Origin of the sequence: Pelagerythrobacter aerophilus (assembly GCF_003581645.1) — a bacterium.
In the GTDB taxonomy this organism is placed as follows: domain Bacteria; phylum Pseudomonadota; class Alphaproteobacteria; order Sphingomonadales; family Sphingomonadaceae; genus Pelagerythrobacter; species Pelagerythrobacter aerophilus.
This window is the reverse complement of the sequence record NZ_QXFK01000014.1, coordinates 564,172-578,492: the sequence shown is the minus strand read 5'-3', so window position 1 is coordinate 578,492 and position 14,321 is coordinate 564,172. Positions and strand designations below refer to the sequence as shown.

The window sequence follows — 14,321 nt, the reverse complement described above, 5'->3', positions numbered from 1 at the left end:
CATGGCTCGCCTGATCGAAACCCCTCAGGTCATGATCGGCGAACCCTGGGCCGACTACGGGCTCGTCGACAGCGGGAACGGCCGCAAGCTCGAGCGCTACGGACGCTATCGCTTCATCCGGCCCGAGCCGCAGGCCATGTGGACCCCGCGCAGTGCCGACTGGCGGGCGCACGGCGAGTTCGTGCCCGGTTCGGACGAGGATGGCGGCGGCCGCTGGCAGTTCGCGGAGCCGGTGCCGACAGAGGGCTGGCCGCTTTCCTGGAACGAGGTGCGCTTCACCGCGCAATGCACGCCTTTCCGCCATCTCGGGTTCTTTCCCGACATGGTGCCCGTGTGGGAGTGGATGGGCGCGCAGCTCGGCGCGGCCGAGGATGCGCAGCTTCTCAATCTCTTCGGCTATACCGGCGTCGGGACGCTGGCGCTCAGCCGCTTCGGGCAGGTGGCGCATGTCGACGCCTCGAAGAAGTCCGTCGCTCAGGCGCGCGAGAACGCGGCGCTCTCGGGCATGGAGGGGCGGCCGGTTCGCTGGCTGGTCGACGACGCGGCCAAGTTCGCCGCGCGCGAGGTGCGGCGCGGGCGGCGCTATGACGGGATCATCCTCGACCCGCCCAAGTTCGGGCGCGGCCCGAACGGGGAAGTCTGGCGGATCGAAGAAGGGTTGCCCGGCCTCGTCCGCGATTGCCGCAAGCTGCTCGATGACCGCAGCCGTTTCCTCTTCCTCACCGTCTACGCGGTGCGCATGAGCAGCCTCGCACTCGCCGGATTGTTGGCTGAAGTCATGGAGGATTTGCCGGGGGAAATCCAACACGGCGACCTTTCTGTGCGCGAGGATAGTAAAGTTCCCCGCCTCCTCCCCACCGCAATCTTCGCCCGCTGGTCCAATCCCGGAGACGCGTGATGCCCACGAACCGCCTCGAAGCCTTCAGCGACGGCGTTCTCGCCATCATCATCACCATCATGGTGCTCGAGATGGAAGTCCCGCACCAGGCCACGCTCTCGGCGCTCGCCGGCCTGTGGCCGGTGTTCCTGAGCTATGTGTTGAGCTTCGTCTACATCGGCATCTACTGGAACAATCACCACCACCTGATGGCGGCGGCCGATCGGGTGAGCGGCGGCATTCTGTGGGCGAACCTGCATCTGCTGTTCTGGCTCTCCCTGCTGCCCTTCGCCACCGGGTGGATGGGAGAGAACCGCTTCGACACCTGGCCGACCATCTTCTACGGTCTCGATCTGGTTGCCTGTGCAATCGCCTACTACATCCTCGAACGGTCCATCGTATGTGTCCAGGGCGAGGATGGTATGCTCGCGCGGGCGATGGGCCGAGATTTCAAGGGCAAGCTCTCGCCCATCCTCTATCTGGTGGGGATTGCCTCGACCTGGCTGATTGCGCCGCTGGCGGGCGTGGCCTTCTTCGTTCTCGTTGCGGCGATCTGGATCGTGCCGGATCGGCGCATTGAACGCGAGGTCGCACGTGGGCGGTGAGCCGGGATCGGGCGGCACTTGCGCGCAATTCGGGGTAGAGGGAACGCCATGGCCGATTCGCTGATACTGGAAGTCGCCGATCTCGAGCACGATGTCCTCACGGGCATTTACTCGGAGGAGACCGGTAAGCCGCAGCCGCTGCGGATATCCATCAGCGCCCAGCTCAAGTGCGCGGCCCGCTACGCGCCCGACACGCCGCTCGACGCGAGCAAGAACTACATGGACCTGAAGTTCGCCGCCACCGAAGCGCTTCCCCCCGGCGTGCACTTCAAGCTGATCGAGGCGGTTGCGGACCATATCTGCGAAACGCTGTTCCTGCAGGACGAGCGGGTTGAGGCGGTGACGGTGAAGATCGTCAAGCTCGCGATCGCCGAGGACAACGAGAAGATCGGCATCACGCTGACCCGCGAGCGCCGCTGATGAAGCGGATCGCGGTGGACGATTTGCCGGAAGACCCTTTGTCCGCCGCAGGCGTGTTCCATCAGCACTGGCTGCCCTATGCCGAAGAAGCGCTTGCCGCGGGCGATGATCTGCTGCTGACTTTCGCGCCGGCCGACCATACCCATCGCGCCTGGCGGCTTGCCGCGGTCGCCGGTCTGGCGCGAAAGCATGCGCCGCTGCGCGTCAACGCCGTGGCAGGGGAGGGGGAGGCGATCGCCCAGGCGGAGCGATACCTGGCCGCAGCGCCGGGTGTAACCGGGCAATACCTGCCGCTGGATGGAGAAGGCGCAGGGAATCGGGCGGACGCGGCGCGTTAGCGAACCCTGCGGAGCTCCGCGAGAATCGCATCCTCCTGCGTAATCATGTCCACGACCTCGCTGCGCGCAGCGGAGATCGGCTCTCGCAATTCGAAGGCGAGGGTCGCATCGGCGAATATCAGGTCGAGATCGCCCAACGCGATCGCCGTCCTGCTGCGATGCGAATCGAGATCGGCCAGCGCGACCTGTGCGGCCGCCCAGCTATTGGTTTCGACGCCCGCTCCGCGAGCGGCCTCGATCGTGCGGCGGGCGCCCGGCACGGCCTGCGTAAAGGCCTGATGGGCGCTCGCCGCCTCGGTCTCTAGCTGCGAGAGCCGCTGGAGCAGATCGGCGCTCGGCGCCACCGGAGGGGCCGGGGCTTCGGTTGCCGGAGCGGGTTCGAACGTGCCTTCGACGCGCTCGGCGTCCCGGATCGCCAGCGAGGGATAGTCCGCGCTGCCGCCGGCGCAGGCGGCCAGCGGCGCGGCGAGAAAGAGTGGCGCGAGGCGGGTGAGGGCTTGCTTCATTCTGCAAGGCTCATAGCATGCACCCCGCGCTGCGCCAGATGGCGCGCACACGCGGATTTCCGCCGTTGACTTGCGCGGGCGGTTCCCTTAACGGCACCCATCTTTCCGGACACCGCCATCGGCGGCATTTCGGTCGCGCCTCTTCCACCACGGTGGAGGCACAGCAAAGAGAATGGAAGTTACCACCATGTTCGCAGTAGTGCGCACGGGCGGCAAGCAATACCGGGTTGCCGCCGGAGACAAGATCGCGGTCGAAAAGCTCGCTGGCGAAGCCGGCGACACGGTGACGCTGGGCGACGTCCTGCTCGCCGGCGAAGGCGACAAGATTGCCGACGCCTCGAAGGTCGCCGTTTCGGCGGAGATCATCGCACAGGCGAAGAGCGAGAAGGTCGTCGTTTTCAAGAAGCGTCGCCGCCACAACTATCGCCGCAAGGCGGGCCATCGTCAGCAGTTGACCCTGCTCCGCATCACCGCGGTTGGCGATTCGAAGGCCGAGAAGAAGGCTGCTCCGAAGAAGGAAGAGGCGAAGGCCGCTCCTGCGAAGGAAGAAGCCGCGCCGAAGAAGGCGGCGCCCGCGAAGAAGGCTGCCCCGGCTGCGAAGGCCGACACTGCAGAGAAGAAGCCGGCCGCAAAGAAGGCTGCGCCGAAGAAGGAAGGCGCCACCGACAAGGCGCCGGCCAAGAAAGCCCCGGCCAAGAAGGCCGAGAAGAAGTAAGGACCACGAACGATGGCACATAAGAAAGCAGGCGGTTCATCCCGCAACGGTCGCGACTCGGCCGGCCGTCGCCTCGGCGTGAAGAAGTTCGGCAGCCAGGGCGTGATTCCGGGCAACATTATCGTGCGCCAGCGCGGCACCAAGTTCTATCCGGGCACCAATGTCGGGATGGGCAAGGACCACACGCTGTTCGCGCTCGCGCAAGGCGTCGTCCGATTCCACACCGGCAAACTCGGTCGCAAGTACGTGTCGGTCGACATGCTCGCGGAAGCCGCTGAATAACCGGACGATCCGATAACGGGATCGTCCAAACGGGACGGTCCCAGCCGGGCTGAACACCGGCAGACGAAGAGGGAGATGGGGCCGACCCGTCTCCCTCTTGTCGTTTCTCCCTCTCTCGTCGGCGAAATATTCTTTCGTCGCCATCGCACTGTCACGCATCAGTCCTAACGGGGCGCTGCGGGGCGAATGAGGAGAGATCGCCGTGTTCCATCGCAGCCAGAGACTGCTCCTGAGACCGCCATGGCCCGAGGATTCGGCCCAGGTCTTCAGCGCCATCGCCGATGAGGGAGTGGTGCGCAATCTGGCGCGTGCGCCGTGGCCCTACAGCTGCGAGGATGCGCGCGAATTCGTCTCGCGCCCGTTCGATCCGCGCTTCCCTCGCTTCCTGATCGCTCGCGCCGACGACTCGGCACTGGTCGGCTGCATCGGGATCAATCCGGAAGGTCGGGAGATCGAGCTGGGCTACTGGATCGCCCGCGACCATTGGGGGCAGGGCTATGCGACCGAAGCGGGAAGCGCGGTGATCGAGATCGCACGCATGCTGGGACACCGGCGGATCGTCGCGAGCCACTTCCTCGACAATCCCGCTTCGGGCGCCGTGCTGCGCAAACTCGGCTTCGCCCCGGTCGGCCGCATCCGGCCGCGGTATAGCCGGGGGCGCGGCGAACAGGCGTTGGCGGCCGAGTATGCGCTCGAACTGGCGGGCGAGGTGGAGTCGGACATGCGTGCGGCATAACGCGAGTCCCCGCGAAGGCGGGGACTCCAAGCCACCTGGTCGTCCGATGCTGCCTCAGATCCCCGCTTCGCGGGGACTCTTGGCAATCACTCCGCCGGCAGCAGCGCGTCCTGGAACTCGCCTTCGTAGAGGCCGATGAGTTCGCGGTCGTCGTGGTCCCATGGGTGGAAGCCGGGCTTGAAGTAGGCGAGCCAGGCCGGGAAGATCCGGCGCAGGACACCCGGGCTGACCACCAGATACTTGAGCAAGCCCAAGCGTGCCTTCCAGCCGATGATCCCGTCTTGCGCAAGCAGGTTCATCGAATCGATCCAGCGGTTCTTGAAGAAGCGTCCGGTTACCGAGAGCATGACCAGGCTGCGGACTTTCCAGCGCTGCCACTTCGACCAGCGGCGCGTCGCGTGATTCCAGGTGTCGAATGCGACGCCCTTGTGCTCGATCTCCTCGACCGCGTGCCAGCGCCACATCGCACGTACTTCGGGGTCGGCATTCTCGAAATGCTGCGGATTGGCCAGGAATTCGTGCGCCATCATCGCGGTATAGTGCTCGAGCGCCATGGTCACCGCGAGATTGGCGATCGCGGGGCGGTCCTTGGTCAGCGCGAGCAGTTCCTCGACCCGCTTGTCGATCGCCTTGATGTCGTAGCCGGCATTTTCCGCGAGCTTGTTGAAGGCGATGTGTTCGCGCGTGTGGTTGATTTCCTGGCGGACGAACGTGCGGATCTCGGCGTCCAGCTTCGGATCGGCGCCTTCGCGATGCGCCTTGACTGCCTCGATGAAAAAGGCCTCGCCGCGCGGGAAGGTGGCGGAGAGCGCATTGTGCCACGCGGTGCCGAACGGCTCGCCAGCCCACCAGCGGCGGGGCGTGTCGTCGCGGTTGAAGCGCTCGTCGCGCACGGTGATCGCGAGATCCGGCGGTGTGGGGCTGGTGGCGGAGGCCCGGTCAAAGGTGATCTTTTGGGGGGCGTTCATGATTCGCTCGTTCGTTACTGACACTTCTGTAAGTAGATAATACTTACATCTATGTCAATAGCAGCAAGAGTCATGCGCCACGGGGAGTTGGACGCCGCGGTCTTGGCAACCCCAGTGGGCCCCGATGTCTACTCTGCCGGCATCACCGCATCGGCATAGGGGCTGTCGAACTTGCGGATCAGCGCGCGGTCGTCCTGCTTCCAGGGATGGAAACCGGGCAGCAGGATCTTTGCCCAGTCGAAGAACATCCGCCGCATCATCCCGGGCGCGATCCACAAGTGCTTGAACAGCAACCACTTCGCCCGCGCACCTGCGATCCCGTCCTGCCGCAACAGGCCGAGCGCATCGCGTACCCGGTTCTTGTAGTAGCGGCGCGTGATCAGCAGCGTCAGCAGCGCGCGCACGCGGTACCGCTTCCAGGTGCTCCACTCGCGCGTGGCGTGGAGCCAGACGTCGTAAGTGATGCCCTTGTGCTCGATCTCCTCGATCGAATGCCAGCGCCACATTTCGGCGATTTCCTCGTCCACGCCTTCGAGATAGCGCGGATCGGTCAGCAGGCAGTGGCTGATGGAGGCTGCGAAATGCTCGAGCGCGATGGTGATGGCGAGATTGAATTCGACAGGCCGCCCTTTGGTGAGCGCAAGCATCTCCTCGATGCCCTTGTCGATGCTCTCGATGTCGTAACCGTGGCTCTGCGCGAGATTGTTGAACGCCACATGCTCGCGCGCATGGTTCGATTCCTGCCGCGTGAAAGCGCGCAGTTCCTTCGCCATGCTGGGCGGAACCTTGTCGTCGTAGTACTTCATCACCTGGATGAAGAACTTCTCACCCCGCGGCAGGCTGGCGGAAACCGAGTTGTACCAGGCGGTCGCGACCGGATCGCCCGAATGCCACCAGCGTGCCGGCCGCTCGCCACGACAGAACTTCTGGTCCCGAATGTTCAGCGCATGGCCGGCCGGCGTCGCGCTGTCGCTGGTGCGCGGCGGCTTGCCCGCGGCGCTCTCGCGTTCTACCCCGATGGTTTGATCCCCCCGCATGGTTAATCTTTTATTGTTCAGGGAATCGCATGGCAAGTCGCAAGCGCCTCAGCCCGGAAGAGAGCCGCAAGTCTGCACTCGAAGCGGCGCGCGCATTACTTATTGAAACCGGTCCGCAATCGGTGACGCTGAAGGCCGTCTCGGCGCGGATTGGCCGGACGCACGCGAATTTGCTGCATCATTTCGGATCGGCATCGGGTCTGCAGAAGGAACTCGCGCGGCATCTGGCCGAAACCGTGTGCGAGAGCATCAAGGATGCCGTGCGGGCGAGCCGTGCCGGCCTCGGATCGCCTCGTGAAGTGGTCGACCTTGCGTTCGACGCCTTCGACAAGGAAGGCGCGGGCGCGCTCGCAAGCTGGATGATCCTGACCGGCAACGAGGATGCGCTGACCCCGATCGTCGAGGCGATCCATCAACTGGTGGACGAAATCGCGCCGGAAGAAGCAGGATCGCATGGCGACCTGACGCGCGTGCATGAGGATACGCTGGCGCTCGTCCTGCTTGCGATGGGGGATGCACTGATCGGCTCGGCGCTTGCGCGTTCGCTCAAGCTGCCGGACACCGCCGCGCGCGACCGGGCGGAGCGCATGCTGCTGAACTCGATTGCGGCAGCTACTCAACCCGGCTGAGTGATCCGGCGAGCCAGCCAGGCGCGGATGCGGGATCGATCGCGTCCAGCCTAAGATGGTCGACCGCGAGGCCAAGGGTGGGATAGGCGGCCTTGCGCCGCTTTTCCTCCGACTTGTCGAGCGGGACGACCATGAGACGGCGATTGACCTTCTGCCGCCAGTTCATCCGCGCAGTGTTTTCCTGCCCGACGTAGCAGCCCTTGGAGAAGCTCACGCCGTGAAGCTCGACCGCATTGGTCTCCAGCCACAGCACGTCGCCGAGCTCGTCCCGCCCCTCCGGCACGCCGAGCGCGAGGCGGTGCGCCCGCCATTCGCCGTCCGCTGCCGCGTCGTCGCCCGAAGCGGGCGCCAGCCAGCGCTCACCAAGATCCGCGAGCCTCGGGTCGGGCGCAGCCCCGTCCCCGAGGTACTTCCGCCAATGGACGCCGACCGTCTCGTCCACGCGAATGTCGATCTTGCGCCGCAGGCGGTAGAGCGACAGCCGCTTGACCAGTTCCTCCGCATGCGCGGCCTCGCAGTCGAGGAGAATCTCGCCTTCGCCGCCGGGCCAGACGATCAGATCGAACATCGTCTTGCCCTGAGCGGAGAGCAGCGCGGCATAGGCGGGCAAGGGTCCGGCCAGGTCGTTGGTCAGCAATCCCTGGAGGAAGGCCGAAACGTCCTCGCTGGGATCGAGCGGGCTTACGCGCACCACGGCGCGGTCGAACAGGCGGGTTGCGGTCATGGGTGACAGATAGGCAGCGGCGCGCCTAAGGGAAGCCCCATGACCGATGCGCCCGAATCCCTCACCATTCGCCGCCCCGACGACTGGCACGTTCACTTGCGCGACGGCGACGTGCTGCGCGGCGTCACGCCGTTCACCGCGCGCCAGTTCGCACGTGCGATCGTGATGCCGAACCTGTCGCCGCCGGTCGCGACGGTTGAGGCAGCCGTGAACTATCGCGACCGCATCCTCGCGGCCGTGCCGGAGGGCACCGACTTCACGCCACTGATGACCTGCTATCTCACCGATCATACCGATCCGGACGAGCTGGAGTGCGGCCATCGCGAAGGCGTGTTCACCGCGGCCAAGCTCTACCCGGCCAACGCGACGACCAACTCGGCCCACGGCGTCACCGATGTCGCGAATATCCGCGGAGCGCTGGAGCGGATGGCCGCCATCGGCATGCCGCTCTGCGTCCATGGCGAAGTAACCGATGCGGAAGTCGACGTGTTCGACCGGGAAAAGGTGTTCATCGACCGCGTTCTCGCGCCGCTGCTGCGTGATCTACCGGAGCTCAAGGTGATCTTCGAGCATATCACCACCGAGGAGGCCGTGCAGTTCGTTGCCGCGGCCGGCGCCAACGTCGGCGCGACGATCACACCGCAGCACCTCCACATCAACCGCAACGCGATGCTGGTCGGCGGCATCCGGCCGCACGCCTACTGCCTGCCGGTCGCCAAGCGTGAGAAGCACCGGCTGGCACTGCGCAAGGCGGCGACTTCGGGATCGGCGAAGTATTTCCTCGGCACCGACAGCGCGCCGCACGCCCGTCATGCCAAGGAGAGCGCCTGCGGTTGTGCCGGGATCTTCAACGCGCCCTATGCGCTCGAAAGCTATCTGCAGGTGTTCGAGGAGGAAGGCGCGCTCGATCGTTTCGAAGGCTTCGCTTCCGAGAACGGCCCACGCTTTTACGGCCTCCCGGTCAACGAGGAACAGATCACGCTGGAACGGGTGGACACCCGGGTGCCGGAGGAGGTCGACGCAGGCGAAACTGCCATCGTGCCGTTCCATGCCGGCGAGACGCTCGGCTGGAGAATGCGCGCCTAGGCCTGAAGGACTTTATCCGCCTGGCGCCGCGCGAGAATGTCCCACACGAAAATCGCGATCGCTATCCAGATCAGCACGAAACAGGCGAGTTGCACCGGCTGGAGCGGCTGATCGAACACCGTCAGGCCCAGGATGAAGACGATCGTGGGCGCCAGGAACTGCAGGAAGCCCAGCGTGGAATAGTCCATGCGCCGCGCGGCGATGGCGAACAGCAGCAGCGGGATCGCGGTCAATATCCCACCCAGAACGATCGCGAGACTGAGTTCGATCGACTGACCGAACGACGAACCCGCAGGCGAGGCGGCATACCACCAGGCGATCGCTCCTGCCGGAACGACCAGCAGCGCCGATTCGATCGTCAGGCCAGGCAGGGCGCCGACATCGACCTGTTTGCGCAAAAGACCGTAAACGCCGAACGTTATCGCCAGTGCGAGGCTGATCCATAGCGTCGTCAGCGCCCCTCCGAGGAGAAGCGCCACGCCGCAGGCGGCGATCGCCACTGCCACCCACTGCCGCCGGCTCAGCCGCTCGCCCAGGAGGAACGTCCCCAGAAGCACATTGAGCAGCGGGTTGATGTAGTAGCCGAGGCTCGCGGCATAGACTTGATCTTGTTGGATCGCCCAGACGTAGACGAACCAGTTGGAGCCGATCAGCGTCGCGCTCGCGGCCAGAGTGACAAGCACGCGGCGGTTAAATAGCGCCGCACAGATCTGCGGTCCTTGTTTGCGAACCGCCACGATCAGCAGACAGATCGGCAGTGTCCAGATGATTCGCCAACCGACGAACTCGAAAGCCGGCACCTCGCGAACGAGAAGCAGGTAGAGCGGCAGGAAACCCCAGATGAAGTAAGCCGCGAGCCCGGCGGCGAAGCCCGATTGCCGGGTCTGGGGCGATGCATCGGTCACTTGCGAGGCATTTAGGTGCGGCGATGAACCGCTGCAAGAGGGCATCTCGTCGGCCGGGATGCTCGCTTCGTCGCCAAATTCCAATTCTGTATCGCGCGTTGCAGTTCGTTCAGAAAACATCTCCTAAACATGAACACATCGAGCGGATGACCCATCGAGTCGGGATCCGGCGAGACAAGAAAGGACCGAGCGATGACCATGAAGACTTTCAAGATCGCGGCGCTGGCGATTGCCGCTCCGGGCCTCGCGATGGCGATGCCCGCGCAGGCTGCAGTGCCGACCGGCACCTACCAGGCGGCCCACGCGGCGACCTATGAGATCGAGAGCAGCAACCAGTGGCGCGACCGCTATCGCGACCGTGACCACCGCCGCTACGATCGCGGCCGCTATGACCGCTATCGGGACCGTGACTATCGCGATCGGCGCACGTGGCGCGGCCGTGACGGACGCTACTACTGCCGGAAGGATGACGGCACGACCGGTCTCCTGATCGGCGGCGCGGTTGGCGGCCTGGTCGGTCACGAAGTTGCCGGCCGCGGTGATCGCACCCTCGGCGCCATTCTCGGCGCGGCCGGCGGTGCCCTCCTCGGCCGTGAGATCGACCGTAGCGGATCGCGTTGCCGCTGATCCGATCTGACTAAAGAGCTTCGGCTGCACCCACCTGCAGTCGCAGCGCGGCTCCACCGTGCCGCGGAAGGCGCTCCGTTGCCACATGGCAGCGGGGCGCCTTCAACTTTTCTGCCGGCGATTAACCCTATTCTTCCGTCTTGCCGCTAGCCCGCTGTTGTTGGCGCACTGAGGGCTGGAAAGGGGACTGCATGGCGAAGCACCGCATCGCTTTCTGCGCGCTGCTCGCCTGCGTGCTCGCGGCGTGTGGCAGCGAGCCTCCCAAGGTCGCATCCCGTGACATCGACCCGGCAGTGGTTGCCGCGCTCAATGATCAGATCCTTACCGACCCCGATCTCTCGCGCCAGAACGAGGCCAACGCTGCGCTGACCGGCGGCATCGACGATGCGCTTCCGCTGGTGAACGACAGCCCCGCAGCCATCGATGCGGCGCGTGAGGAGGCACGGGCGCTCGTTGGCGGGCGCGATCGCTTCCGGCGGCTCCCCAGTGCCGGAGAACCCAAAGCGGAAGTCCCTCTGGAAAGCCGCATCGCGATTACCGCGCGCGCCGCGTATGCCGGTGCAAGCGAAGCATGCGTCCGTTCGTTCGACCGAGGTTTCATCTGGGCAGCGCGTATGCCGGCGCCGTTTCCCGTTTATCCTCGCGGTGCGACGCAGGAAGCGGCGGGCAGCGACGCGGAGGGATGCGCACTGCGTGCGGTCAACTTCCGGACGCCTGTATCGCTGGAGGAGGTGCTGGCGTTCTACCATACCCGCGCGCTCGACGCGGGCTTCTCATCGACTCTCGTCAAAGCGGGCGATGAGTCGATCCTCCGCGGATCGCGCGAGGATGCCTTCTTCGCCCTCTATGCGCATGCCGATGCGTCCGGCCTCACGGAGGCTGACCTCGTCACGCATGGCTTGTAGAGGCGCTTCAGGCGTCCTTGAAGCCGACACCTACGCTGGCCCGAGGCTGGTCCATCTCGGTGCTCGCCACCGGATAGGCGCAGTAGTCCGCCGCGTAATACGCGGCCGGGCGGTGGTTGCCGGACAGGCCGATGCCGCCGAACGGAGCGTTCGACGATGCGCCGTTGGTCGGGCGGTTCCAGTTGACGATCCCTGCGCGAACATTGGCCCAGAACCTGTTGTAATCCTGTGGCGTTCCGCCAATCAACGAAGCCGAGAGGCCGAAGCGCGTATTGTTCGCCTCCGCGATCCCCTCGTCGAGATCCTCCACCTTGATGACCTGCAGCAGCGGGCCGAACAGCTCCACATCGGGCCGCTCCGCCATCGCGGTCGTGTCGATCATGGCGGGGGAGAGGAATGGCAGCTCATCGTCGGGCCGCGTCATGTGCCGGATCGCCTTGCCGCCGTTGGATAGCAGATAGAGGAAGCTTTCCATCAACTGATCGGCCGCCTGGTTGTCGATCACGGACCCCATGAACGGCGCCGGATCGGCGAAGGGCTGGTCGACAATGATACGACCGGCGAGCGCTTTCACCTCCGAGACGATCGCATCGTACATGCTCGCTTTGACGATCAGCCGCCGCGCCGCCGTGCAGCGCTGCCCGGCCGAGGTGAAGGCGGACTGGATGATGAGCGTCGCCGCGTCGGAAATCTTAGGCGTATCAACCACTACGATGGGATTGTTGCCACCCATTTCGAGCGCAACGATCTTGCCGGGACTGGTCGCCAGCTTCCGGTTGATTGCAATTCCGGCCTGTGCCGAACCGGTAAAGAGCACCCCGTCCACCCCGCGGTGGGCGACCAGTTCCTTGCCTTCCTCCGGTCCGCCGATGAGCAGTTGCACGACCGCCGCCGAAATGCCGGCGCGGTGGAAGCATTCGACCAGGAACTCGCCGACCGCCGGCGTCTTCTCGCTCGGCTTGAAGATCACTACGTTGCCGGCGATCAGCGCAGGGACGATGTGGCCATTCGGCAGGTGCGCCGGGAAGTTGTAGGGGCCGAGCACGGCCATGACACCGTGGGGCTTGTGCCTGACCGCCGCCGTGCCCTGGAGTGCGCTGTCGAGCTTCTTCTGCCCCGTTCGCTCCGCGTAGGCGGTGACCGAAATATCGACCTTCTTGATCACGCTGTCGACTTCGGTGAGCGCTTCCCACAGCGGCTTGCCGGTCTCGCGTGCGATCAACTCGGCGAACTTGTCCGACTGCTTGCGCACCTCGTTGGCGAAGCGGCGGCAGAGTTCGATGCGGGTCGCCAGCGGTTGCGCAGCCCATGCGGGCCAGGCGCGGCGGGCGCGGTCGACAGTCTCCTCGACGTTGCCGGCGGGGCTGCGCCACAATTCCTCGCCCGTAGCGGGTTCGAAAGACACGATTTCATTGCTGCTCACTGGAGCGGGTATCCCTGCGTTCCTGAATGTCGGGGCCAATGCCACAGGCCCAAGGTAGTAACAAACCGATTGTCTGCCAGTCGGTGCCTCAGTGCCCCTGGGGCGGCGGCGGCGAGCCGTGCGCATCGCCCATGCGGCGGATGGCTTCGACCTTGTCGTGGAGGGGCACCCAATCGTCGCGCTGGTCGATCGCGGACCAGATCGTCTCGACTTCGTCTATCAGCATCGTTTCAGGCTCGGCTTGGCTCCAGTACGGATCGTCGGACGGGACAGGGCGATAGCTCTCGAGCGCCTCGGCCAGATCGCCCTCGGCGTTGCGCCCGCCGCGGTGGCGATGGAAGAAGCCGTCCGGCTGAGCCCCGCTTTCCCGCATCGCCTTCTCGCTGGCGGCAACGAGCTGGCCGTCGCGCTCGGCTCCGCGGGATTCCACCCCCAATCGCCAGCACCAGCGCCGCGCCACCGCTGCCATGTAGAGCGGTCCGAACCGCTCCATCGCTGCGATCAGCGGCGGCGCATCGGCGAGCAGGCGCAGCGCGACCGCGAACTGCCCGAGGTTCCAGTGCAACGCCTCCGGCTGACGGCCGAAAGCATAGAGCCCTGTCTGATCGAAATAGGCCGCGGTGAAACCTGCATCCCACTTGGGCAACCAGCGCCATGGGCCGTAGTCGAAGCTTTCGCCCGTCACGTTCATATTGTCTGTGTTGAGCACTCCGTGGACGAAGCCGGCGACCATCCATGCGGCAGCGAGGTCGGCGAGCCGCTCGACCACCTGATGCATCAGGATAATCGCCGGTTCGTCCCGCCCGGGCGCATCCGCGGGTGGTCTGGGCCCGGGAAACTGCCGGAGGCAGTAGTCGATCAGTTCCGCCATATGTTCGCGCTCCTCCAGCGCGAGGAGGCGCTGAAACGTGCCGATGCGGATATGCCCGTGGCTCAACCGCACCATCACGGCGGAACGGGTAGGGGAAGGCTCATCCCCTCGCCACAACTCCTCCCCGGTTTCGATCACCGAGAAAGTCGTGGAGGTGTAAACGCCCAGCGCTTCGAGCATCTCCGTCGCGAGGATCTCGCGCACGGCGCCTTTCAGCGTCAGGCGGCCGTCGGCGGTGCGGCTATAGGGGGTGAGGCCGGAGCCCTTGGTGCCCAGGTCGAGCAGCCGCCCCTCCGCATCGCGCATCTGCGCAAACAGGAACCCGCGGCCATCGCCGATCTCGGGATTGTACACTCGGAACTGATGGCCGTGGTAACGCAGGGCTAGCGGGCGTGACAGGTTCTCCGGTAGAGGTTCGAACCGGGCGAAGTGCGCGGCCCATTGCCCGTCGTCGAGATCGCCCAGGCCGACCGCTTGGTCCCACCTGCGATTGCGGAAGCGCAGGGTGGCGCGGGGGAATTCGGCGGCGGACACTTCGTCCGCAATCCAGTCCGAAAGCGGCAGGATCGCGGGATCGGGCCGATAGGGCGACGCTTGCGGTTCTTCGCGCATCGGGCGATAGTGGGCTGCGCGGGCGGCGCTGGCAATGCGGCCGTCCGGAGATGCA

18 protein-coding genes are annotated in these 14,321 nt (G+C 65.4%); 11 read left to right on the top strand and 7 right to left on the bottom strand.

Translation table 11 applies throughout. The features are described 5' to 3' along the window. Window position 1 precedes the first annotated feature (1 nt). From D2V04_RS06775 to D2V04_RS06760, 4 genes are read left to right on the top strand one after another with little or no spacing between them, the layout of a single operon-like run. The gene (locus D2V04_RS06775; protein ID WP_119512492.1) at window positions 2–898 is read left to right on the top strand and encodes a class I SAM-dependent methyltransferase; all 897 of its coding nucleotides are present in this window, start codon (window positions 2–4) and stop codon (window positions 896–898) included. Then, on the top strand, window positions 898–1,482 hold the full coding sequence (locus D2V04_RS06770) for a TMEM175 family protein (RefSeq protein WP_119512491.1): 585 nt from the start codon (window positions 898–900) through the stop codon (window positions 1,480–1,482). Before D2V04_RS06775 ends, D2V04_RS06770 begins: the two co-directional genes overlap by 1 nt. A 48-nt stretch (window positions 1,483–1,530) precedes the next feature. Then, a complete protein-coding gene (locus D2V04_RS06765) occupies window positions 1,531–1,902 on the top strand; it encodes a dihydroneopterin aldolase (protein WP_119512490.1) in 372 nt (123 codons plus the stop codon). Next, window positions 1,902–2,240: a Rossmann fold domain-containing protein gene (locus D2V04_RS06760; protein ID WP_119512489.1), complete on the top strand. Its 339-nt coding sequence runs from the start codon at window positions 1,902–1,904 to the stop codon at window positions 2,238–2,240. Before D2V04_RS06765 ends, D2V04_RS06760 begins: the two co-directional genes overlap by 1 nt. Here the strand turns inward: D2V04_RS06760 and D2V04_RS06755 are convergent. Then, window positions 2,237–2,746 (bottom strand): hypothetical protein, encoded by a 510-nt coding sequence (locus tag D2V04_RS06755; RefSeq protein ID WP_119512488.1) that lies wholly within the window; start codon window positions 2,744–2,746, stop codon window positions 2,237–2,239. The two genes, D2V04_RS06760 and D2V04_RS06755, sit on opposite strands and share 4 nt — an antisense overlap. 187 nt (window positions 2,747–2,933) lie before the next feature. On the opposite strand from D2V04_RS06755, the gene rplU reads away from it, so the two are divergent. The 3 genes from rplU to D2V04_RS06740 all read left to right on the top strand — a co-directional run bounded on the left by rplU (window position 2,934) and on the right by D2V04_RS06740 (window position 4,479). Continuing rightward, entirely contained in the window at window positions 2,934–3,461 is a 528-nt protein-coding gene (rplU, locus tag D2V04_RS06750) for a 50S ribosomal protein L21 (protein ID WP_119512487.1), read from the top strand. A gap of 12 nt (window positions 3,462–3,473) precedes the next feature. After that, window positions 3,474–3,743, top strand: coding sequence for a 50S ribosomal protein L27 (gene rpmA, locus D2V04_RS06745; RefSeq protein WP_119512486.1), 270 nt, complete (start codon window positions 3,474–3,476; stop codon window positions 3,741–3,743). Window positions 3,744–3,945: 202 nt separating this feature from the next. Continuing rightward, on the top strand, window positions 3,946–4,479 hold the full coding sequence (locus tag D2V04_RS06740) for a GNAT family N-acetyltransferase (RefSeq protein WP_119512485.1): 534 nt from the start codon (window positions 3,946–3,948) through the stop codon (window positions 4,477–4,479). 86 nt (window positions 4,480–4,565) lie between these two features. On the opposite strand, the gene D2V04_RS06735 is transcribed toward D2V04_RS06740, so the two are convergent. After that, entirely contained in the window at window positions 4,566–5,447 is an 882-nt protein-coding gene (locus D2V04_RS06735) for a metal-dependent hydrolase (protein WP_119512484.1), read from the bottom strand. A gap of 128 nt (window positions 5,448–5,575) precedes the next feature. Further along, the gene (locus D2V04_RS06730) at window positions 5,576–6,484 is read right to left on the bottom strand and encodes a metal-dependent hydrolase (protein ID WP_119512483.1); all 909 of its coding nucleotides are present in this window, start codon (window positions 6,482–6,484) and stop codon (window positions 5,576–5,578) included. Window positions 6,485–6,513: 29 nt separating this feature from the next. On the opposite strand from D2V04_RS06730, the gene D2V04_RS06725 reads away from it, so the two are divergent. Next, on the top strand, window positions 6,514–7,113 hold the full coding sequence (locus tag D2V04_RS06725; protein WP_119512482.1) for a TetR/AcrR family transcriptional regulator: 600 nt from the start codon (window positions 6,514–6,516) through the stop codon (window positions 7,111–7,113). Here D2V04_RS06725 and ygfZ read toward each other — a convergent pair. Continuing rightward, complete coding sequence (gene ygfZ / locus D2V04_RS06720; RefSeq protein WP_119512481.1) at window positions 7,097–7,837, bottom strand: CAF17-like 4Fe-4S cluster assembly/insertion protein YgfZ; 741 nt, start codon at window positions 7,835–7,837, stop codon at window positions 7,097–7,099. The two genes, D2V04_RS06725 and ygfZ, sit on opposite strands and share 17 nt — an antisense overlap. Window positions 7,838–7,876: 39 nt before the next feature. Between ygfZ and pyrC the strand changes: the two genes are divergently transcribed. Continuing rightward, window positions 7,877–8,923, top strand: coding sequence for a dihydroorotase (gene pyrC / locus D2V04_RS06715; RefSeq protein ID WP_119512480.1), 1,047 nt, complete (start codon window positions 7,877–7,879; stop codon window positions 8,921–8,923). On the opposite strand, the gene rarD is transcribed toward pyrC, so the two are convergent. Continuing rightward, window positions 8,920–9,828, bottom strand: coding sequence for an EamA family transporter RarD (rarD, locus tag D2V04_RS06710; RefSeq protein ID WP_228766293.1), 909 nt, complete (start codon window positions 9,826–9,828; stop codon window positions 8,920–8,922). The genes pyrC and rarD overlap by 4 nt on opposite strands. A 192-nt stretch (window positions 9,829–10,020) precedes the next feature. Here rarD and D2V04_RS06705 point away from each other — a divergent pair, with 192 nt between their 5' ends. Both D2V04_RS06705 and D2V04_RS06700 read left to right on the top strand, forming a co-directional pair. Then, a complete protein-coding gene (locus tag D2V04_RS06705; protein ID WP_407672070.1) occupies window positions 10,021–10,455 on the top strand; it encodes a glycine zipper 2TM domain-containing protein in 435 nt (144 codons plus the stop codon). Between the two features lie 191 nt (window positions 10,456–10,646). Further along, entirely contained in the window at window positions 10,647–11,360 is a 714-nt protein-coding gene (locus tag D2V04_RS06700) for a hypothetical protein (protein WP_119512479.1), read from the top strand. 7 nt (window positions 11,361–11,367) lie between these two features. Here D2V04_RS06700 and astD read toward each other — a convergent pair whose 3' ends face one another. Both astD and D2V04_RS06690 read right to left on the bottom strand, forming a co-directional pair. Continuing rightward, window positions 11,368–12,783 carry a succinylglutamate-semialdehyde dehydrogenase gene (astD, locus tag D2V04_RS06695; protein ID WP_228766292.1) on the bottom strand — a complete coding sequence of 472 codons (1,416 nt, stop codon included), beginning with the start codon at window positions 12,781–12,783 and terminating at the stop codon, window positions 11,368–11,370. An 88-nt stretch (window positions 12,784–12,871) separates the two neighbouring features. Then, window positions 12,872–14,266 (bottom strand): protein adenylyltransferase SelO family protein, encoded by a 1,395-nt coding sequence (locus D2V04_RS06690; protein WP_119512477.1) that lies wholly within the window; start codon window positions 14,264–14,266, stop codon window positions 12,872–12,874. Window positions 14,267–14,321 lie beyond the last annotated feature (55 nt).